17 protein-coding genes and 1 pseudogene are annotated in these 17264 nt (G+C 60.8%); 6 read left to right on the forward strand and 12 right to left on the reverse strand.

The window, feature by feature from the left end:
- Positions 1 to 53 precede the first annotated feature (53 nt).
- Positions 54 to 764, reverse strand: a complete 711-nt coding sequence (locus KZX46_RS00120; protein ID WP_219773981.1) for an alpha/beta hydrolase — start codon at positions 762 to 764, stop codon at positions 54 to 56.
- A 792-nt stretch (positions 765 to 1556) separates the two neighbouring features.
- Here KZX46_RS00120 and KZX46_RS00125 point away from each other — a divergent pair.
- A complete protein-coding gene (locus tag KZX46_RS00125) occupies positions 1557 to 2045 on the forward strand; it encodes a hypothetical protein (RefSeq protein WP_219773982.1) in 489 nt (162 codons plus the stop codon).
- 811 nt (positions 2046 to 2856) lie between these two features.
- Here KZX46_RS00125 and KZX46_RS22560 read toward each other — a convergent pair.
- Positions 2857 to 3645, reverse strand: coding sequence for a PEPxxWA-CTERM sorting domain-containing protein (locus tag KZX46_RS22560; RefSeq protein ID WP_226895855.1), 789 nt, complete (start codon positions 3643 to 3645; stop codon positions 2857 to 2859).
- A 974-nt stretch (positions 3646 to 4619) separates the two neighbouring features.
- Here KZX46_RS22560 and KZX46_RS00135 point away from each other — a divergent pair.
- Positions 4620 to 5456: a hypothetical protein gene (locus KZX46_RS00135; RefSeq protein WP_219773983.1), complete on the forward strand. Its 837-nt coding sequence runs from the start codon at positions 4620 to 4622 to the stop codon at positions 5454 to 5456.
- Positions 5429 to 5884, forward strand: a complete 456-nt coding sequence (locus tag KZX46_RS00140) for a hypothetical protein (RefSeq protein ID WP_219773984.1) — start codon at positions 5429 to 5431, stop codon at positions 5882 to 5884. The genes KZX46_RS00135 and KZX46_RS00140 overlap by 28 nt, the downstream gene beginning before the upstream one ends.
- Before the next feature lie 405 nt (positions 5885 to 6289).
- On the opposite strand, the gene KZX46_RS00145 is transcribed toward KZX46_RS00140, so the two are convergent.
- The 7 genes and pseudogenes from KZX46_RS00145 to KZX46_RS00170 form a co-directional block, all read right to left on the reverse strand.
- On the reverse strand, positions 6290 to 7876 hold the full coding sequence (locus KZX46_RS00145; protein ID WP_219773985.1) for an IS66 family transposase: 1587 nt from the start codon (positions 7874 to 7876) through the stop codon (positions 6290 to 6292).
- Between the two features lie 81 nt (positions 7877 to 7957).
- Positions 7958 to 8311, reverse strand: a complete 354-nt coding sequence (gene tnpB, locus KZX46_RS00150) for an IS66 family insertion sequence element accessory protein TnpB (RefSeq protein ID WP_370647442.1) — start codon at positions 8309 to 8311, stop codon at positions 7958 to 7960.
- A 5-nt stretch (positions 8312 to 8316) separates the two neighbouring features.
- Positions 8317 to 8484, reverse strand: coding sequence for a hypothetical protein (locus KZX46_RS22565; protein WP_226895922.1), 168 nt, complete (start codon positions 8482 to 8484; stop codon positions 8317 to 8319).
- A 55-nt stretch (positions 8485 to 8539) separates the two neighbouring features.
- A pseudogene (locus KZX46_RS22570) lies at positions 8540 to 8752 on the reverse strand (transposase); the annotation flags it as partial.
- A gap of 156 nt (positions 8753 to 8908) precedes the next feature.
- Complete coding sequence (locus tag KZX46_RS00160; RefSeq protein ID WP_370647426.1) at positions 8909 to 9685, reverse strand: EAL domain-containing protein; 777 nt, start codon at positions 9683 to 9685, stop codon at positions 8909 to 8911.
- A 10-nt stretch (positions 9686 to 9695) separates the two neighbouring features.
- Positions 9696 to 10997 (reverse strand): sensor domain-containing diguanylate cyclase, encoded by a 1302-nt coding sequence (locus tag KZX46_RS00165; RefSeq protein ID WP_219773987.1) that lies wholly within the window; start codon positions 10995 to 10997, stop codon positions 9696 to 9698.
- Positions 10998 to 11003: 6 nt separating this feature from the next.
- Entirely contained in the window at positions 11004 to 11375 is a 372-nt protein-coding gene (locus KZX46_RS00170; RefSeq protein WP_219773988.1) for a PAS domain-containing protein, read from the reverse strand.
- 522 nt (positions 11376 to 11897) lie between these two features.
- On the opposite strand from KZX46_RS00170, the gene KZX46_RS00175 reads away from it, so the two are divergent.
- Positions 11898 to 12764, forward strand: coding sequence for a B12-binding domain-containing protein (locus KZX46_RS00175; protein WP_219773989.1), 867 nt, complete (start codon positions 11898 to 11900; stop codon positions 12762 to 12764).
- Between the two features lie 129 nt (positions 12765 to 12893).
- The gene (locus tag KZX46_RS00180) at positions 12894 to 13397 is read left to right on the forward strand and encodes a ferritin-like domain-containing protein (RefSeq protein ID WP_219773990.1); all 504 of its coding nucleotides are present in this window, start codon (positions 12894 to 12896) and stop codon (positions 13395 to 13397) included.
- Between the two features lie 132 nt (positions 13398 to 13529).
- Here the strand turns inward: KZX46_RS00180 and KZX46_RS00185 are convergent, their stop codons facing one another.
- Together KZX46_RS00185 and KZX46_RS00190 are read right to left on the reverse strand one after the other, a co-directional pair.
- Complete coding sequence (locus KZX46_RS00185; protein ID WP_219773991.1) at positions 13530 to 13922, reverse strand: DUF3597 domain-containing protein; 393 nt, start codon at positions 13920 to 13922, stop codon at positions 13530 to 13532.
- A 392-nt stretch (positions 13923 to 14314) separates the two neighbouring features.
- On the reverse strand, positions 14315 to 15319 hold the full coding sequence (locus KZX46_RS00190) for a catalase family peroxidase (RefSeq protein ID WP_219773992.1): 1005 nt from the start codon (positions 15317 to 15319) through the stop codon (positions 14315 to 14317).
- Positions 15320 to 15505: 186 nt separating this feature from the next.
- Between KZX46_RS00190 and KZX46_RS00195 the strand changes: the two genes are divergently transcribed.
- Positions 15506 to 16327: a helix-turn-helix domain-containing protein gene (locus tag KZX46_RS00195; protein WP_219773993.1), complete on the forward strand. Its 822-nt coding sequence runs from the start codon at positions 15506 to 15508 to the stop codon at positions 16325 to 16327.
- 278 nt (positions 16328 to 16605) lie between these two features.
- Here the strand turns inward: KZX46_RS00195 and KZX46_RS00200 are convergent, their stop codons facing one another.
- Positions 16606 to 17097, reverse strand: coding sequence for a PEPxxWA-CTERM sorting domain-containing protein (locus KZX46_RS00200; RefSeq protein WP_219773994.1), 492 nt, complete (start codon positions 17095 to 17097; stop codon positions 16606 to 16608).
- Positions 17098 to 17264 lie beyond the last annotated feature (167 nt).

Genomic DNA, 17264 nt, shown 5'->3' on the forward strand with positions numbered 1-17264 from the left:
TAAGTCGGATAAATCAATGGTGCGTCGAACGGATGACAATCGGGGATGGCTGGTCACGGTGCCTCATAACTTGTGACTCCCGCGCTATTGCGCCGCCGCCGCGATCGATGCCAGCCAGCGGAGAACGGCGACCTGAAGCGCGACGCGATGGTCCGAGTAGCTGTGATCGGTCGCGAAGTGGCCAAGCTTGAGCCGCGCCCCGTCGATGGCCTGGACTTCGCCCGCGAGCGCATCGCTCCCCGCAGCGAGCCGTCGTTCGAGGTCACCAACAACAACTTCCGTCCTGCGAGGCAAGCCGCGTAGTTGGCCAGGCGCCAGTGATCGGCGTTCGACCGCGCTTCGTCGGCGAGCGCCCCGGGAGAGGTGCCCGCGAGAATATGCAGCCCCGCACCTGTGCCGACATTATCGTCGACACGTGCCACCGCGCGGTTCCAGTCCAGGCTTCCGAACGATCGCCCAAGATCAACCCCCGAGATCATCGCGGCACCTTGCACCTCGCTCCGCCCAGCGGCGACATGCGCCGCGACGAACCCGCCCATGCTATGACCGGCAAGAACGATCCTGCCGGGGTCGAGCCGGAGCGCCGCATCGCGCGCGGCTTCGCGGATCCAGTAGAGCGCCGCCTCGGCGTCCTCGAAGCAGTGCGCGAAGCTGAAGCTGCCCGGGCCGCCCCACGAGCCTCGATAGTGAATCGTCAGAACGTTCCATCCCGCCCGGCGGCCACGCGGCAACGGCGCGCCGACTACTTCGAGGCGAGCTTGCACTGGCTCTGTTTAAGGCGAAGCAGAATTTATGGCCCGGCCCGTGACGTACGAAGCATTTACATCCGACCGAGTTCATAAAGACAGGCGAGGCAGAATAGCGCCATCGCGCATGGCAAGTTGCTACAGGCGACCGCGCGAGAAGCACTAGCCTCACCGCGCGGTCTGGGCCGTGGTACAGGGGGGCACACGACTTATTGAAGCAATGAGCATTAATCATCGAACCGCCAAGGCGACCGAATGGCGCGTCCGACCATTCGAGGATCCGCTATGCCATGATCCGCTTCTAGCCTGCCGGCCCTTGCGTGATATTCCGTGATCTCGACATGAGACTTCTTGGCGTCGGGATGGACGGCTTCTTCAGCCCATTCACGGTGCTGACGCTCGCGCTCGGCGTGCCGGTCTCGCGCCTGATCTTTCGTCATAGAGTTCGATCGCATACGCGGGGAGCGCTATAGCGTCTCTCAGCCAACGACTCGCAGGTGAGTGCCATCGGTACGACTAGGTACACTGTGCAGCTTGTACTCGCGAATCGGCAAACTTTGTCGTGGACGCGACCGACGCAATCACCAGTCGACGCGAAGACAGTGCTTTACGCAAAGCCCGCCGAACACCACTGCCTGCGGGGCCTGACGGCAGCTCATCCGTGCAACATCGGCACGCCCCTACCCAACCTCGTCAAATGTTGGACGGTAGGAACTGGGATAGTCCGTGTAACCAGAGGGTCGATGGCTTTTGACTGGGGGCTTGGTATGCTGATGCCGATAAATATCGACCGACCGTTGGAGCAGGCCAATGATACGTATGACTTCTGCTACGCTATTGACGTTCAGCTTGTGTGCCTGTGGTTCAAACGGCACAACCTTCTCGCATGACAGCAATGGTAACGATACGGTTACGACCTCGATGGGCGCTGGTGGGCCGGAAATGAAGGCGACACGCTACGCCAACGCGTCAGTGCCTGCGGACATGCCAGCATGGGCTCCCGCCTACCCGGGCGCAAAAGTGATTCAAGTCGCCGGCGTGGACTTGCCGACCGGTCAAAGCGGTCCAACCGGACTGCAAAAACAGGTACTCTTGACGACGTCAGACCCGGTCGCGACGGTCACGGCATTCTATGACAAAAAGCTTGCCGCGCTCGGCATTGTCCCAACATCGTCCAGCAATATGGCGGAAGGCAATGTGCGAATGGTGAGCCCTAATCAATCTCATCAAAGTACGCTGATGGTCGCAAAGAACGACGCCGAGACGAGTATCGTAATCAGCTATGGAACTGCTCACTGAGGCACCTATTTACCGAACGAACTATCTCCTTCCTCGCCCCCGTCGGGATCCGTCGATCGAGGCATGGTCGAGCGATCTTGTTATCGATGGTATTTTGAGAATGGCTGACCAGCTGATCCAATCTAGGCTCGAATCCCAACTCCGTTGAGCAACGTCGGAAGCAAGAGGACCAAGAGTAGTGATCGGCGATATCCGTCGCCTCGTCGGTCGCGCTGACAGCCGCTCAGGGCATCCGCTTCCCCGAAATCTGTTCCCGATTGATCTTTTTCGAAATTGCCGCTCGGCGATGGAGAAACGGGATGATCGCGCTCAACGAATGGCGGGTTTTGAGGCCTAGATCGCCAACCTGAGCGTCAGAATTTGAGCGGGAGCTGTCAGCAGGCAAGCCCGCAGGGCCGTCGGCGAATGTCAGCTTTGCCCATATTGGTTGCCAGAAGCGTTCAGTCCATTAACGGCCCCGAGGCCGCCCCAGGATTAACGGCGAGTTTGGGACAGTGGGCCAAAAGGCGGGTATGTCGCTGTGTCGGCCACAGCGGACCGACTGCTGTTTAAAACAGGGTTGAGTAAGATGTCCGATTAAGCCGGAAGCGGCTCCGACGGGCGTCGGGCGCGGCGGATCGCGAAATCCGCGAGTTAGCGCTCCGCCTTCCAACCAAACTTCTGGCTTTTCTCAAATGCTTTGCAGCCTGCGGGACAGGCGGAATACGGAAACCTTTCAACGGCGAGCTCGCTCGAAAGAGATTGTATCTGGAAAATGTGCAAAACTCATGCCGGCGACGCATTATTAGCGCCGCCGGCCTGGGTTACAGCGTCAGGCTGTCACGACGGATGAGCGACGGCGCATCGACGCTCCGACGAAACCGAAGCCACAAATCATGAGCGCCCACGACGCTGGTTCCGGAACGGCTCCGGAAGCCGCGCTCAGATCGAACTTATATTCGGTCCCGCCGGCAATGATGTTGTCGTAATGCACAAACACGTCCGGGCCAACGCCGCTACCGACGCCCACATAAATGCCGCCAACCTTCGCATCGCCAAAACCCTTGCTGGATACCCAGTCAGCCATCGTCATCTGCGTGTTTTCGTGGCCGTTGCTCTTGAGATAGAAAGTCGAATTTGTGTTGGTGACGTTCCAAGTCCCTTGAGCTGCAGCACTGCTATAGCCTCCAGCCTGATACGCCTGCTCGAATACCAGCTCATCCTTCACCAAGCCCTGATAGAACACGATCCGCAGCGCCGGGCCGTAAAGCGCGTTTACGTTTGGCGACGTCGACAGCGGGTCGACCATGTAGCTGAAGCTGAGGTCGGTAAACGTGGAAAGCGGTCCAAGATTGTTGATACCGCCATCAGTATTCGGGTTGCCATATAGGCCGACCAAACCTCCGAGCACAAACCGATCTCGGTCGCCGTGAGCCGCGACTGAGCCATTGCCGTCGTAGCTCACACCCGTGATTTCTGCGCGCCCACCGTTCGAGTTTTCCGTAGCAACATCGCTCCAGCCCTGCATCTGGTCAGGTGTTACATGGACTACAGTTTGCGAGTAAGCGCTCGAAGCGAATACGGCGGTGCTAATCAGTAGTGTTGCGATCAGTCTGTTCATTGAAAACCTTCCCAATTAACCTGGCGTGACTTTATTGACGTTCTTGGACCGAAGTCTTATTATTCGGAATATCAAGAGAGCGCATTCAAGAGCCGCCTCTTAAGGCTCGACGCGGCCGCGTATCTTTGTGCGACTACCGCGTCGTGATGTCTGCCCCGTCTTGCTTAACATATCTTAAGCAAGAGCTATGCCAGTCGTAAAAAGTGAACACGTTCAATGAACGTTCCGCAAAGGCAACGAATAATGTGTAAAGTTTTCCGACAGTTTTACACTGGATCTGCTGGCGATTGGATTTGTTCGCGTGGCCGCTTGCATCGCGGACAACCAGCGCCGGCGCGAAAAATCCTATTAGCTGTGAGTTGAGCTGGGCGGCGCATAACATATCGGCGTGATGGTATTTCATCCAGCCCGCGGCGTGACCGTTGGAGCCGCTCGATCGCAAGCGCCGTAGAGCCAGGCGAAACGTATCATCGCAAGCTTCGACAGAGACTAGACCGATGGCTATTTCTCTGGCGGAAAAACTCTACCATCCATCGTCGGCAGACTCCGGGTGCGGGCGGGCGCACAGGAGGAACGTAGGCGATCGGCCAATGACTACTCGCCGCCGCAAGATCGGACAGCGGACGTACTCTTTTGCCGTCGCCATGCACGCAGAAGCAGTGCTTACCGCGACGGGCGTATGACCGCCACCGGGGTGCATGCCGCCGCCGAATCCGCGACTTGTCGAACGGCAGCTGTTCCGCGGTTTATAACGGAAAGCAGCCAGGCAGAGATCGGCCCCCATATGGATAAGGGCGGTCTGGCGTAGACGGGAGCTCGACCTCGGCGAGGTTTCTGCTTCCGAAAGATTAGGGCACCGCGGCTTAGATTTAGGCCATGCGGGAGCCGCCGGACAAGATGAGAGCGGTTGTGCGAAAAACACTCGATGCAGCTTCCGCTTCACGCCGACGGGCGGACGTGCGATTGGGGCAGACGTGTATATTCAGTCATCCAGTCTCCGCATCACCGGGCGGCCGACGCGCCCGAGCATCTCCATCGAGGCGCCGATCTTGGCTCGCTTTACGATCGACCGCGACATTCAGGCCGTCGGTACAGTCACATTCGGCGGCAGGCACGACGAGAAATCGGCTTCCGGCTGGACGGTTGGATTCGTCCAGGCCGAATGGAGCGACAACAGCTGGGCGGTCTATCGCGGCACCAGGCAGGAGCACGGCAGCACCTTCGTGCAGCGCTCGCGTCCGCCGGCGCGGCCATTCCAAGCGTGTGCCGATTCAACAGGCCCGAACCAGCCCTTCTATGCGAGCCCCGCGGACGGCAAGGGCCAGCCGAGCAGTGGCGGCCCCGGCATCCCTTACGTGGCACCCGTTCCGACGGGCAAGCCGTTGCCGCTTTCAGTCGATGCATTTCACAGCGACCAACCGAAAAACGTGTTCCTGTGGGAGCATTACAACGACACCACCAAGAACTTCAATCATCTCCGCGAGGCGCAGCTGGAGTTCATGTTCTGCACGGTCCTGGTCGCCAAGGACCCCCAGGGCAACCTCAACATGCTTCGCGGCTTCTACTGGAACGTGGCCTGGCAGGCGGACTTCGGCGCCTTCCCCGAGAATACCCAGCACGCCAAGGCGATCCCGCGCGGCACCTACTTCCACGTCGGCCACGTTTTTGCCGGTCCGCCCACCGACCCGCGCTTCCTGCATGTGCTGAGTCGACCTCAGGCGATGAGCTGCAACGATCTGCTGCACAACTCCAGCCTCAATCCCAACGTGCAGGAGGTGGCAGGGTGGCCATTGTTCGACGTGCGGCGGTGATACTGCTCACCGCCACGATGATGGCGGCAGCGGCGCAGCCGCCAGGCCTGACGCTCGCAGGCGGAGCACGGCCCGGCAGTCTGAACATCGCCAACCGGGGAGGCGGTCCGGTCACGATCGCGCGGGCGATCGGCGTCGAACGTCGGGACCGGGATGGCTGGACCGCGGTGCACACCGAGTTCAACGCCGTATCGTCCTGCCCGATCCCAGGTCGGCCGGTTCTCGCCGCCAAGGCGGCCGTGTCCATTCCGGCAGGCGGTAACCTCAAGGTAGTACCGTGGCAGGGCTATACTTGCTCGGGCCAGTGTGAGAACGCCTGCATGGCCGACATCTATCTCGGCCCGGGCACTTTCCGCTTCGTAGCCACAGTGCTTCCCATGGGCGACCGCGTGACGGGATTGAACTTCGCCATGCCACCGAAGCACTGATCGTTAAAAAAAGCTGCCATGCATTCTCAATAGACGCATAGCACGATCGACGCTTCCCCCGTTCAGCGTCTGACCTTCAACCCGTAGCGGGAAAAGCGCGCTCGCCGGTCCCGCTGGGGCCGTCGGCAGGTTTCGCTTCCCGAAAGCCAATCACAATTGCTCTCCCCAAGTTGCCGTTCGGAGGTGGTGAAACGGGAAAGGTCGTGTTGAACGAACACCCGCTTTGGGTAGGTCGGAGCGCTCATGAGCGTCCACGGTTGGGGGCGGGAGCCGCTCTCGGATCCCGGACTTGTCGAAAGGAAGCTATACCGCGTTTGATGCTAGAAAGCGGACAGGCGGCTTGCGGCCCATGCAATACGAACACGAGAGCTGAACGAAAGTCTGTAAGCGATGTTTTGAGGCCCTTTAGCTGCGGAAGTTCCAGGGCATGAGCTGATCGAGGTTTTGGCTGGAGTGGCCGCGGGCGAGGCGCTCGAGGGTGTCAGTCAGCCAGGCGAGCGGATCGACGGCATTGATCTTGGCAGTCTCGATGAGGCTGGCGATGACGGCCCAGTTCTCGCCGCCATCGTCGGAGCCGGCAAACAGGGCATTCTTGCGATTGAGGGCAATAGGCCGGATGGCGCGCTCGACGATGTTGCTGTCGAGCTCGACGCGGCCGTCGTCGACGAACAGCGTCAGGCCTGTCCAGCGCGTGGTCGCGTAGCGGATCGCTTCGGCGAGCTTGCTCTTGGCACTGACCAGGCCGAGCCGCGCGGTCAGCAACCGGTGCAGGGCGATGATTATCGGCAGGCTCTGTTCCTGACGAACCGACCGGCGCATGTCCGGCGACTGACCGCGGATCGCGTCCTCGACGGCGTAGAGTGCCTTGATCAGCTGCAGCGCCTCGGTGGCTGTTGGTGAGGCGTCGGCCTTGGCGAGCTCGAAGAACTTGCGGCGCACATGGGCCCAGCAGAACGCCAGCGCCACGTCATTGCGGCGGCCGAGCTTGTTGTAACCGGCATAGCCATCGACCTGCAGGATGCCGCTAAATCCGGCGAGATGCGCCAGTGGCCGCTCGGACTTCCGGTCGGGCGCGTAGATGAATGCCACTGCCGGCGGATCGGCGCTGCCCCATGGCCGGTCGTCCCGCGCATACGCCCAGATCTGCCCGGTCTTGGTACGTCGTCGTCCCGGATCGAGCACCGGTGCCGTCGTCTCGTCGGCGAACAGCCGTGGTCCCCGCTTCAAAACGGCGAGCAGGTGGTTGCGCAGCGGGGTCAGCCACCAGGCAGCCCGGCCAGTCCAGTCGGCCAGCGTCGAGCGGTCGAGGTTGACGCCCTGACGGGCGTAGATCTGGGCCTGGCGGTAGAGAGGCAGATGGTCGGCGTACTTGGAGACCAGCACCTGGGCGACCAGCGCGTCGGTCGGCAGCCCGCCTTCGACGATCCGCGGCGGTGCTGGCGCCTGCACCACCTCGCCTTCGCACGACCGGCAAGCATAGCGCGGGCGACGCGTTACCAATACACGGAAGCTTGCCGGAACCTTGTCGAGACGCTCGGCCACGTCCTCGCCGATGGCATGGAGGTCGCCGCCGCAACAGGCGCACTGCTTGCTGTCGACGTCGATCAGCTGCTCGACGCGCTCGAGATGCGCGGGCAGCTGGCCGCGGTTGGTACGGCGCTGCTTCTCGGCCCGCGCCTTGGCCGAACTGGCGGCATCGAGCTTGGCTTCCACCTTGGCGATGGCGATACCGAGATCCTCGAGCACCAGCTCGAACTGGTCGTCGTCGAGCTTCTCCGAACGGGGTCCGAAGCGGTGGCGCATGAAGGCCGCGATGATGCTGTTCAGCCGCGCGATCTCGCCATCGGCCTCGGCCTGGGCGATCGCCCTCAACTCCACGTCGGCGTTGATGCGCTCGACCTCCGCCGTAAGCAGCGCCGTCCTGGCGTTGGCGGCGACGATCATGGCGCGGAGCACCTCTGGATCGTCGGGGAGATCAGCTGCGGCGAGCATGATAGGGGCAGTGAATCACGCGCGCGCACGCGCGTCGAGGACTTCCGGAAAGCCGAGTCAATCTACCGCAGATACAACGCGTTATCCCGCGATCTGCGGTACTCGCGTGCGCCTTGCCTGATGCACGCGGCGCCAGTCCAGGCCTTCGAGCAACGCGCCGAGCTGGGCGGCGGTCACTCGCATCATGCCGTCATGCACCGATGGCCAACTAAAGGCGCCGGCTTCCAGCTTCTTGGCCATCAGGCACAGGCCGGTGCCGTCCCACCAGACCAGCTTTACCCGGTCGGCCTTCTTGGCGCGAAACACATAGACAACACCCGAGAACGGATCGCCGCCGAGCTGGGCTGTCACCAGCGCCGCCAACCCGTCCATCCCCTTGCGAAAATCTACCGGCCGCGTGGCAACCAGCACGCGGGTCGCACCGCTTGGCCCCAGCGCCGTCAACGGCTGCCCTTCAGCGCATCGAGTACAGCAGCGATCAGAGTCGCGTCAGCGCCCCGGCCGATCCGCACCGAAATGCCGTCCATGCTCACCTGGGCTACTGCCGCGGCGAGCTGATCGGCGACGCTGCTGCCGCTGTGCCGGTAGCGGCGCCGGAGCGGCTTCACGCTCGACGATCGCCGGCACAAACAATAGCGGTTCGGCGCTCTCCACCGGACGGCGCAACTGCCGCCGCCAAGTGAACAGCTGGCTGGGGCAGATGCCGTTGCGGCGCGCCACGTCACAGACGGTGATGCCGTCGCCGGCATAGCTCTCTGCAACGATCCGCGCCTTCTCATCATCGGACCAGGGTCGCCGCCGCCTCGTGCCGGTGAAAACCTCAATCCGCGCCGCACGACCGCCCATCGAGCTAGCATCGTCACATGACATCATCATAGCATCAGCACCGGCAGCCCCAGGGACCAGCAGGACTCGCGCGTTATGACGTCGTCAACAAGGCGGGGTCAGCACAGCGCTTACAAAAGTCTCGTTCTTGGACGCTCTAGAGTCGACTCAAGTGAGCATGATTAGAGTGCCCTCGGCAAATAACCGTCAGAGAAGTGCAGGGATAATCGGCGGCAGCGATTTGAACCCGGGCCGGGCAAAATAATAGCCTTGGATATAGCGAACGCCAAGCGCGCGAAGCGAAGTAAGCTCGCCCTCAGTCTCAACGCCTTCGGCGACGACGGTAACACCTAACGCGCTGCACATCTTGACGATCGCATCGACGATCGTCCGCCGTCGCAGGTTTGCATCGAGGCCTTGAACGAGCGCCATATCGAGCTTTACCGTGTCCGTCTCCAACTTGCCGAGCAGCGCGAGGCCCGAATAACCCGTGCCGAAGTCATCGATCGCAGTGCCGAAACCCATCTGCTTGTATGCGGCAACGATGCCAATGACGTGCTCGGGGTCGACCATCTCTTCGTTCTCGGTAAATTCAAACGTCAAACGATCAAGTGGAAAGCCGACCGCCGCTGCGGTTGTGAGTGTGAGCCGAATGCATGACGCTGGCGAATAGACCGCGTTCGGCAGGAAATTTATCGACAAGCGCGCGCTCGTGCCGATCAGCCCGAGCGCGGCCGCCGTCTCGATCGCAACGACCCGACAACGCTGATCGAAGGAATAAAGGGTCTCGCGAGAAACCTGGGCGAGCACCGAGGCCGCGCTTTCGCCAGCGGGTCCACGAACCAGAGCTTCATAAGCATAAGGTCTGCCAGTCATAACGTCGACGATCGGCTGGAACGCCATGGCGATTTCGAAATCGAGGCCGGCACCGTCACGGCAGCCCGCGCATGGCACCGGCAGGGCAGGCTTCGATTGTGCTGGCATGATCTTGATATCAAATCTCCGCAGTCAAAATCAGACCGCCGTGGACCCGATTTCGTCCAGCTCGCTTAGCGGCATAGAGCTGAGCGTCCGCGTCTGCGATAAGAACGTCTACAGTCGAACGCTCGTCAGATGCCGATGCACATCCGAAGCTCGCAGTGATATGAAAGATCCCCTGGGGCGACAAAATCGGCATGGCCGCGACCGCGGCACAAAGACGATCAGCGATCTCGGTAGCCTCCTCGAGCGAGCTGCTGGGCAGGAGAGCGGCGAACTCCTCGCCGCCCAGGCGCGCAAACAGGTCGCCTGGACGCAGGAGGCCAGTGCAGACCCGCGCCACCTGCTTTAAGACCAGATCTCCGGTGGGATGGCCGTATGTGTCGTTGACCGCCTTGAAGTGGTCAAGATCGAACATGATCAGTGACAGCGGTTGCTGATCGTCGCGCCATCGGCGCTGCTCGCGGACGAACGTCTGAAGAAAATGGGTCCGGTTGGCTGCGCCAGTCAAATGATCGAAAAATAACATCCGCCGAAGATCTGACGTGTCCGACTCGTCGTGGACGACGTCGCGCAATACCACCGAAAATCCATCGGGGGTTGCGCCATCGCTCCCGGTTCGCGCTGCGAACAGGCGCTGGCACCAGTAGGTCTCGCCGGTACTCCGCTGCTGCCAGCTCTCGTCGAGATACCATCCGTCCCGCTCTGCCAGCCGCAATTGGTTCGAGAGGCTTAGCGCTCCCGACCGCGAATCCGTGTTCAGGATCGCATCGAGCGACTTTCCCGCCACCTCCGCAAAGTCACGGCCGGTTTGCCGAGTGAAAGCCGCGTTCACGCTATCGACAATCCCCTCGCGCGTGATCGACAGGACGGCATAATCGTTGACGCCCCCGATCAGCGACGCGAACCATGTCTCCGCCTGCTTGAGCCGCCGTTCTTGAGCAACCTGCACTGTGATGTCGGAAAAGGTGGCGACCGCGCGGGTCGGTCCAAGTTTTACCAAGGTGCAGGCAAGCACCTTGGAATCCCTGCCGGCCCGACTGATGCCAAGATCGACAGCGATCCGATGTCCTTCGCAAACCGGTCCCCGATCCTGTTGGTAATCTCCGAAGAGATTACGGAGTTCTGGAGCACACTCCTGTAGCATCGTGAAGAGGTTAGTTGGGTCACGGTCACCTGCGAGCGGCAGCAGATGCTTCATTGCATGCGGATTAATGATCGAAATTGTGCCCGTCGCGTCGAACTCGACGAGACCGACGGGGCAGGCATAGAGAAATTCGAGGAGCCGTTCATGCTCTGAATTGAGCTCGTCAAACATCGCTGCTCAGCGCTCGATCAAAATATAGTTCAGCGGCACCTCCGGCGTCGCGAGCAATCGCAGGCGAACCGGGGTGGGCCGCATTCGCAGCGTGAGGACAAACGGAATCGTCTCGTCGATTACGGCTTCATCGATAAAGCGTTGCGCAACGAGGTAATTGTTCATGCACTGCGCGATTGATTCGAAAAAGGCCGCACCAATCGCATTCTCCGGACGTAGCCCCGCAAGTCGGGCTTCGGTCGCGTTGTAAATTACCGCGACACCCTCAGCATCGAGGCCGATGACGCCAAAAGGGAGGAGGTCGCACTCGGCCGGGGCAAGTTTTCCAATATCAGTCGCCGATATGGAATTGAAGCTAAGAGAAGTGTTGACGACCACTGTGTTCCTAACAACATGAATTCATTGGCGCGTGATCTTTGGCTTCGGACGCCATACCACCCAAAATTTAACACATCGTATGCCTATTGCGGATCAGTAAATGCACGGGTTCCATACGTTGCTCCGTCGGAATGATCGACAAGCGTCTGATCGGGAAGCACGAAGTTTTCGGAAACGGCTGGTCTGGGCCGTTCCGCCTAGATCCCGATGTCCGTCATTCTCGACCATCCGCCGAAGAGCGCGACGGGGGCGTAGCGTCTGGCCGCCGTCTCGGCGGCCGCGATCGGCCGGGCGACCAGTGTCAGGATGGCGCTTTCGTGACTCGAAGTGCCCACCGAGCGAGCGCCGCGCCTGCCAACCCGCGAGCGGCTCTGCTCGCTGGCGATCAACTGCTGCGGCTTGATACCGCAGGACTGCTCGCGGACAGTGGTCGACAGATTGGCATCGGTATGCTGACTTAGCTAAGGTACATAGGTCGGTGCACTGAGCGGAGGTCGGACGATGGGGCGAGCGACGGCATCGATGACCATGCCGGAAGTTGACCGCGGCAGTCTTCACGCGCTGGAAAGTCATTTTATTGCCAGCGAGATCTACCGGCGCGAGGATTTGGCACAGCGTCAGGCAAGGATCGCGCGATTGGTGTCGGGCGACATCGTTCCACGCCTGTTGCAACTCCATAAGAATATCATTCCCGAAGCCCTGCCGGACACTCAGCTGATCGAAGTGCTGGCGCCGAATAGCGCAGACATCGGCGGCCTTGCCGACGTTGTACTCGGCAGCGATCTGGAAGCGGCGGTCGCCTACATCACTGTGCTAAGCGACCGGGGCTTGGCCTTGGAAACATTGTTTGTGGAACTGCTGGAGCCTACCGCGCGCCGGCTCGGCACGATGTGGGACCATGACGAGTGCGATTTCATCGATGTGACGCTCGGCGTTGCGCGTCTCCAGAAGCTTCTCGCGATCTTTAACGGGACGCACACTCTTCCCGACCTAGCGACCAAGCGCCGCGTGCTGATGGCCATGACGCCCGGGGATCAGCACTCGTTCGGCGTCATGATGGTCGAGCGGTTCCTCTCAGCTGCCGGCTGGCAGGTGCAGACCGAGATCGCCGCCAGTGCCGACGAGATCGTCGAGACGGCGGCGTCGGACTGGTTTGCCGTTATCGGCCTGACTGCGGGATCAACGGAGCGGCTTGCGACCTTGCGAGATCTCATCCCAGAGTTGCGGGCGAAATCGCGCAATGGGCGAGTCGGAATCATGGTTGGCGGGCCGATGTTTACGGCCAAACCCGAGCTTGCACAGGATGTCGGTGCGGACGCCACCGCCTGCAGTGCGCCCACAGCCGTGCTCATCGCGCAGAAGCTGTTTGATCTAAGGGTCGCGGCCTAAGCTGAAAGTCCGCTTCCGCACCTAGTCGCCCGAGCTGTTAGGCGGTAACGCCCCGTTGCCCCTATGTCGCGACAGGAACCCCGTGGCGGCACAACCGCTCTTCGGCGAGAAACCCAGAGGAGACAGACAATGTCAGATGCGCCCGAAGATCTAAAAGATCTGTACGCCGAGGAGATGAAGGATCTCTGGTCGGCGAATGACCAGATGACCAAAGTCGTCAAGAAAATGGCCGGCAAGGCGACCGACGCTGAGCTCAAGCAGATGTTTGATAAGGCGGTCGATGGCATCGGCAAGCATACCGAGGTCCTCAAGACGCTGATTGAAGCGGCGGGCGAGAAGGTCAAGAAGGAGCATTGCAAGGGCATGGAGGGCCTCGTCGCTGAAGCGACCAAGCACTGCCTCGGCGAGGAAGCTCCCGAGGCGGGTCCGGTCCTCGACGCACAGATGATCGCGCAATACCAGAGGATGACGCACTACGGCATCGCCGGCTTCGGCACCGCCGCTGCGTATGCCAAGGCGCTTGGCGAAAAAGACGCGGCGTCGAAGCTGAGCGCAGCGACCAAGGAAATCTACGGTGGCGATGAATTCGCGACGAAGCTGGCCGACACTGCAGTCAATGCCAAGGCGAAGTAGTCTCGCAGTTTCTCTTTAAACGGGAACGTTACATTAATTGATTGGCTGAATTAATGGGGTGACAGACGACCTCACAATGCCATCATTTCGTAATTCAGGGACGGGCCAGCGATGACCCGTCCCTAACTATTTCTACTTCATGCTGTCGGGTACCTTCCCGCCATTCTCGGCGAGCTTGGCCATCACCGCTTTGTGAAGGGCAATGTTTTCCTCGGCAGTGCCGTCGGCTCCGACATGGACCTTGAGCTCGTTGGCCAAGCCCTTGCGTGCATCAAGGCTCGAATCAAGATCGAGGAGCTTGAGCAGGTCGACGATCGACGTCTGCCAGTTCCCTCCACCGCCGTGTGTTGCAGCCATCGCCGTCAGCACCGCCTCGACATCAACGGGCGCGGCTGACGCAGGCGCCAATGAAACTGTTCCGGCCACTACGGGGGCTGATGCTGCCGGCGCGGTCGCTGCTGGTGCAGGCGCCGCTGCTACTGGATCGTGGAAAATCTTGTCCATGATGGTTCCGAATAGGCTCATTGCTCATACTCCGTGACACGTGGTTGCCGAACGCGCGAAAAGCGTCCTCCCATCAGACAACTATCGCGGGGAGGTGATGGGTGCGCTACGAGACACCATCGCCAGCGTTAGGTAGTCTGCGCTACGGTATCTATCCCATTACGGATCTTGATAAGCTGCCTGGCGTATTTCGGCCCCGATCCTAATCTACTGGGTTCCGACTAAGCTTGGTGGCGTTAGTTTAGGTGCGATGACGATCATATCGAAGCCGTAGACAATCCGTCTCCACTCGGCAGGCATATCTCGCGGCCGCTGGGCTCGGAGTGAGCGCAGGTCAAATAGCAGCCAGTTGGAGGCGAGGGTCTCATCCGGTGACAATGCGTCGCTCAACCATGCGTAATCAGGGTCGTCCGTCAAAACGAAAGGCTCGTGACGCGCCTCCCCGCAGTCCGCACTCCGATCATTGGATCGGCCGCCTCGATCCCGGCGGGCACATTGCCCGGCAAGAACATCAGCTGCTTGTCGAGGCCCGCCTGATCGGTGGCGAGCTTGTCGATCGTAATCGTGCCGAGCTTCACCAGCCGACGGGTGTCCGGCCATGCTTTTACCGGATCATCGATCACGTCGCCGGTTCCAGCGACCTGAGCGAACCAGTCGAAGCGGATCGGCGCCTGGTGAACACGGACGGCGATATCACGCATTAGATAGTCGGCCGGCTTGCTCTTCAACGCGCTGCTATCGAGATAATGTTCGCCCGCAGCCGGTACGAAGCGATAGCGCACCGCCATGCTGTGGCCACGCGCGTCGATAAAGCGAAATGAATTCACGCCGAAATAGCCGGTGGTCGTAAAGCTCGTCGGCGATTTCTGGGTGGTCAGAAACGTTTTGGCCACCGGGTGCGCCGCAAGGAATTTATCGAGCGCCGTTGGCTTGGCAGCTTTGGGCCCACTCGCTGCGATCGCCTCGAACAGGTGGCCAAAATCTGTCGCATTCGAGACGGGAAAGCCGTTGAAACTATGCGCGACGATATCGAGGCTGGCATCGTCGACGGTGCCGAACTTGATCGCCAATCCACGCGGGTTGGCATTCTCGTCATTGTCCGGGATCGCCGGGAGGCCGGTGAAATCTGAAAAGCGGACGATAATCGGCGACGCATGCCGAAACAGCGGAGCCTTGCTGATTGCATTAGCCCCAGGCGCCGGGTCGAAGTGTCCAGTCAGCACGATGCCTTTGGCATGAATTGCACGTGCGTGGTTATCTCCGAACGTTGCATGCAGGTCCGTCACAAGCTTGCCAGGTAGATCGGCTTGATCGGCACCGCGAGCCGGCGCGACAATCGCGGTAGCAATGATACCGGCTGCGAGTAGACAGGGCCACGCGGCTAGCCGGTGGCCTGGTGCGACATCGACGATATTCATGGGGCCTCCCGATAAATCTTATCCGAGATCATGACTGGTCTCTCGATCGGTGATAATATCCGAGATTGCGGAATTGCTGTCCCGGATTGCTGTGGTCGATGAGGTGATCTCATGCAGGGTCACGGTGCGAGAAAATTTACGGAGTCGCGACTGCTTGCGTCGTCGGCTGCTTTCGGCTGGCCGTCGTTGGACGTTGAAATCCGCAGCCACGTCGCCGGACCCATTCCAGCGTTCGTGACCGAGCACACCGAGCTCACGTTGATTCTCGAAGGGGACGGCCAATCCAAGGTTCATCGCGCGGCTCACGGCGTCCGCCAGCATGCTGCGGCCGTCCGGGGCACGACTTTCGTCATCCCCGTCGGTACGCATGAGGAGGCGACCTATTTGACCGCCGACATTCCTGAGGTGATGCATCTTTACCTCTCCCGTCGCCTGTTCGAGGCCGTCGCTGTTGAAGACCATCTGCCGTGCTTCAATCCGGCGAACATTCGCTATGTCAGCGGTATTTGCGATGCGTCGCTCTCCTGGATCGGCACGGTTGTCGCGCGCGAGCTGCGGCATCAGACTTCGAGCGCTTCGATCCTAGTCGAGACCATTGGGCTTAGTATCGCCGAGCGAATGGTCGCCAACTATGGGGAGGGCGTCAGCATGCGCGCCGCCCGCGTCAGCGCCGCCGGGGCCCTCGACTCGTTTCGGCTACGCCGGATGCTCGCTTATATCGAAGGTAATCTTGGAAGCGAGCTTTCGATCCAGGCACTTGCAGCCGTTGCCTGTCTCAGCCCGTTCCATTTTGCCCGTGCATTCCGCCAGGCAACCGGCGGTTCGCCGCGTCGCTACGTGTCCAGCCGCCGTCTGGCCCTGGCCAAACAGCTTCTTCGTGACACCGATTGCTCGCTAGCCGAGATCGCGGCGATTTGCTGCTTCTCGTCCGCCGCCAATCTATCGCGCGCTTTCTCGCGGGCAGTCGGCTGTGCACCCGGCAGATTCCGTACGCAGACACACTTTTAAGGCACCAAAAATGTTTAGGTTCGAACATCGTGAGCCAGGCCAGCGATGTCTTCTTCCGAATGTGAGCAGTTGATCTTACGCAGCGGAAACCGAAATATCTGCAGGTCTTTGCCGTCTATTCGTTCTAGGCGTCACCACGCAGGGCAAGCTCTCATGCATTGAAGTTGAGAGCCCAAAAGGCTTGCTGATCTGACATGAATGAACGGCCGATTGTGAGAGCTGGCGCGGGTTTGCTGAACGACCGGACCGCGGCGACGATGCTGTGGCCCGACGATTGATTAAGCGGCGACGGCGGTCGGGTCGCGGCGCCGCGCGGCAGCACCGACGAGCCCGAACCCGGCGACAAGCATGACCCACGAGGCGGGTTCGGGTACTGCGCCCGCGACCGTGTCGAGCTCAAATGAGTTGCTCGAAGACGCGAAGCTGACGCGGTCGATGGCAGCGCCGTCGAACCCAAAGCTGACGCGACGGTTGTTCGTCGGAGCGCCTTGGCTCCCATCGGCAGGGGCCGCGGGAACCTGGCTTCCGGTGAACGACGCAACCAGGGCCGAACCCGAGAAGAAGCTGACCGTGTTATAGTTGTCGATCGAGCCCCAGTAGAAGCTCAGCGCCTTGACCGCAGGCGAGATCGCCAGTGAGGCGATCTGGCCGCCAAGGACTGTCAGATACTGGGTCGTGTCGCCAAGCGGCGCGGCATACTGGCCGCTCGATGAGCACAGCTCCCGCGACAGGGCCGTGCGCAGATCGAAAGGTGGCGCCGCTTCCGCCAAGAAAGCGAGACATCAGTCCAACTCAGTTGTCGTAAGCTGGACACCAAACATGGTCGTTGCGCATTGTGGATCGTGGTGCGGCAATCCTCCGATCGGCAGCTATCGCACGCTTCGCTCCGGATAGTCGACATCCCGCTTACGGCCCCAAGGCCGCCCGGGACACCGAA

The organism is Polymorphobacter sp. PAMC 29334 (assembly GCF_019431245.1).
Taxonomy (GTDB): domain Bacteria; phylum Pseudomonadota; class Alphaproteobacteria; order Sphingomonadales; family Sphingomonadaceae; genus Polymorphobacter_B; species Polymorphobacter_B megasporae.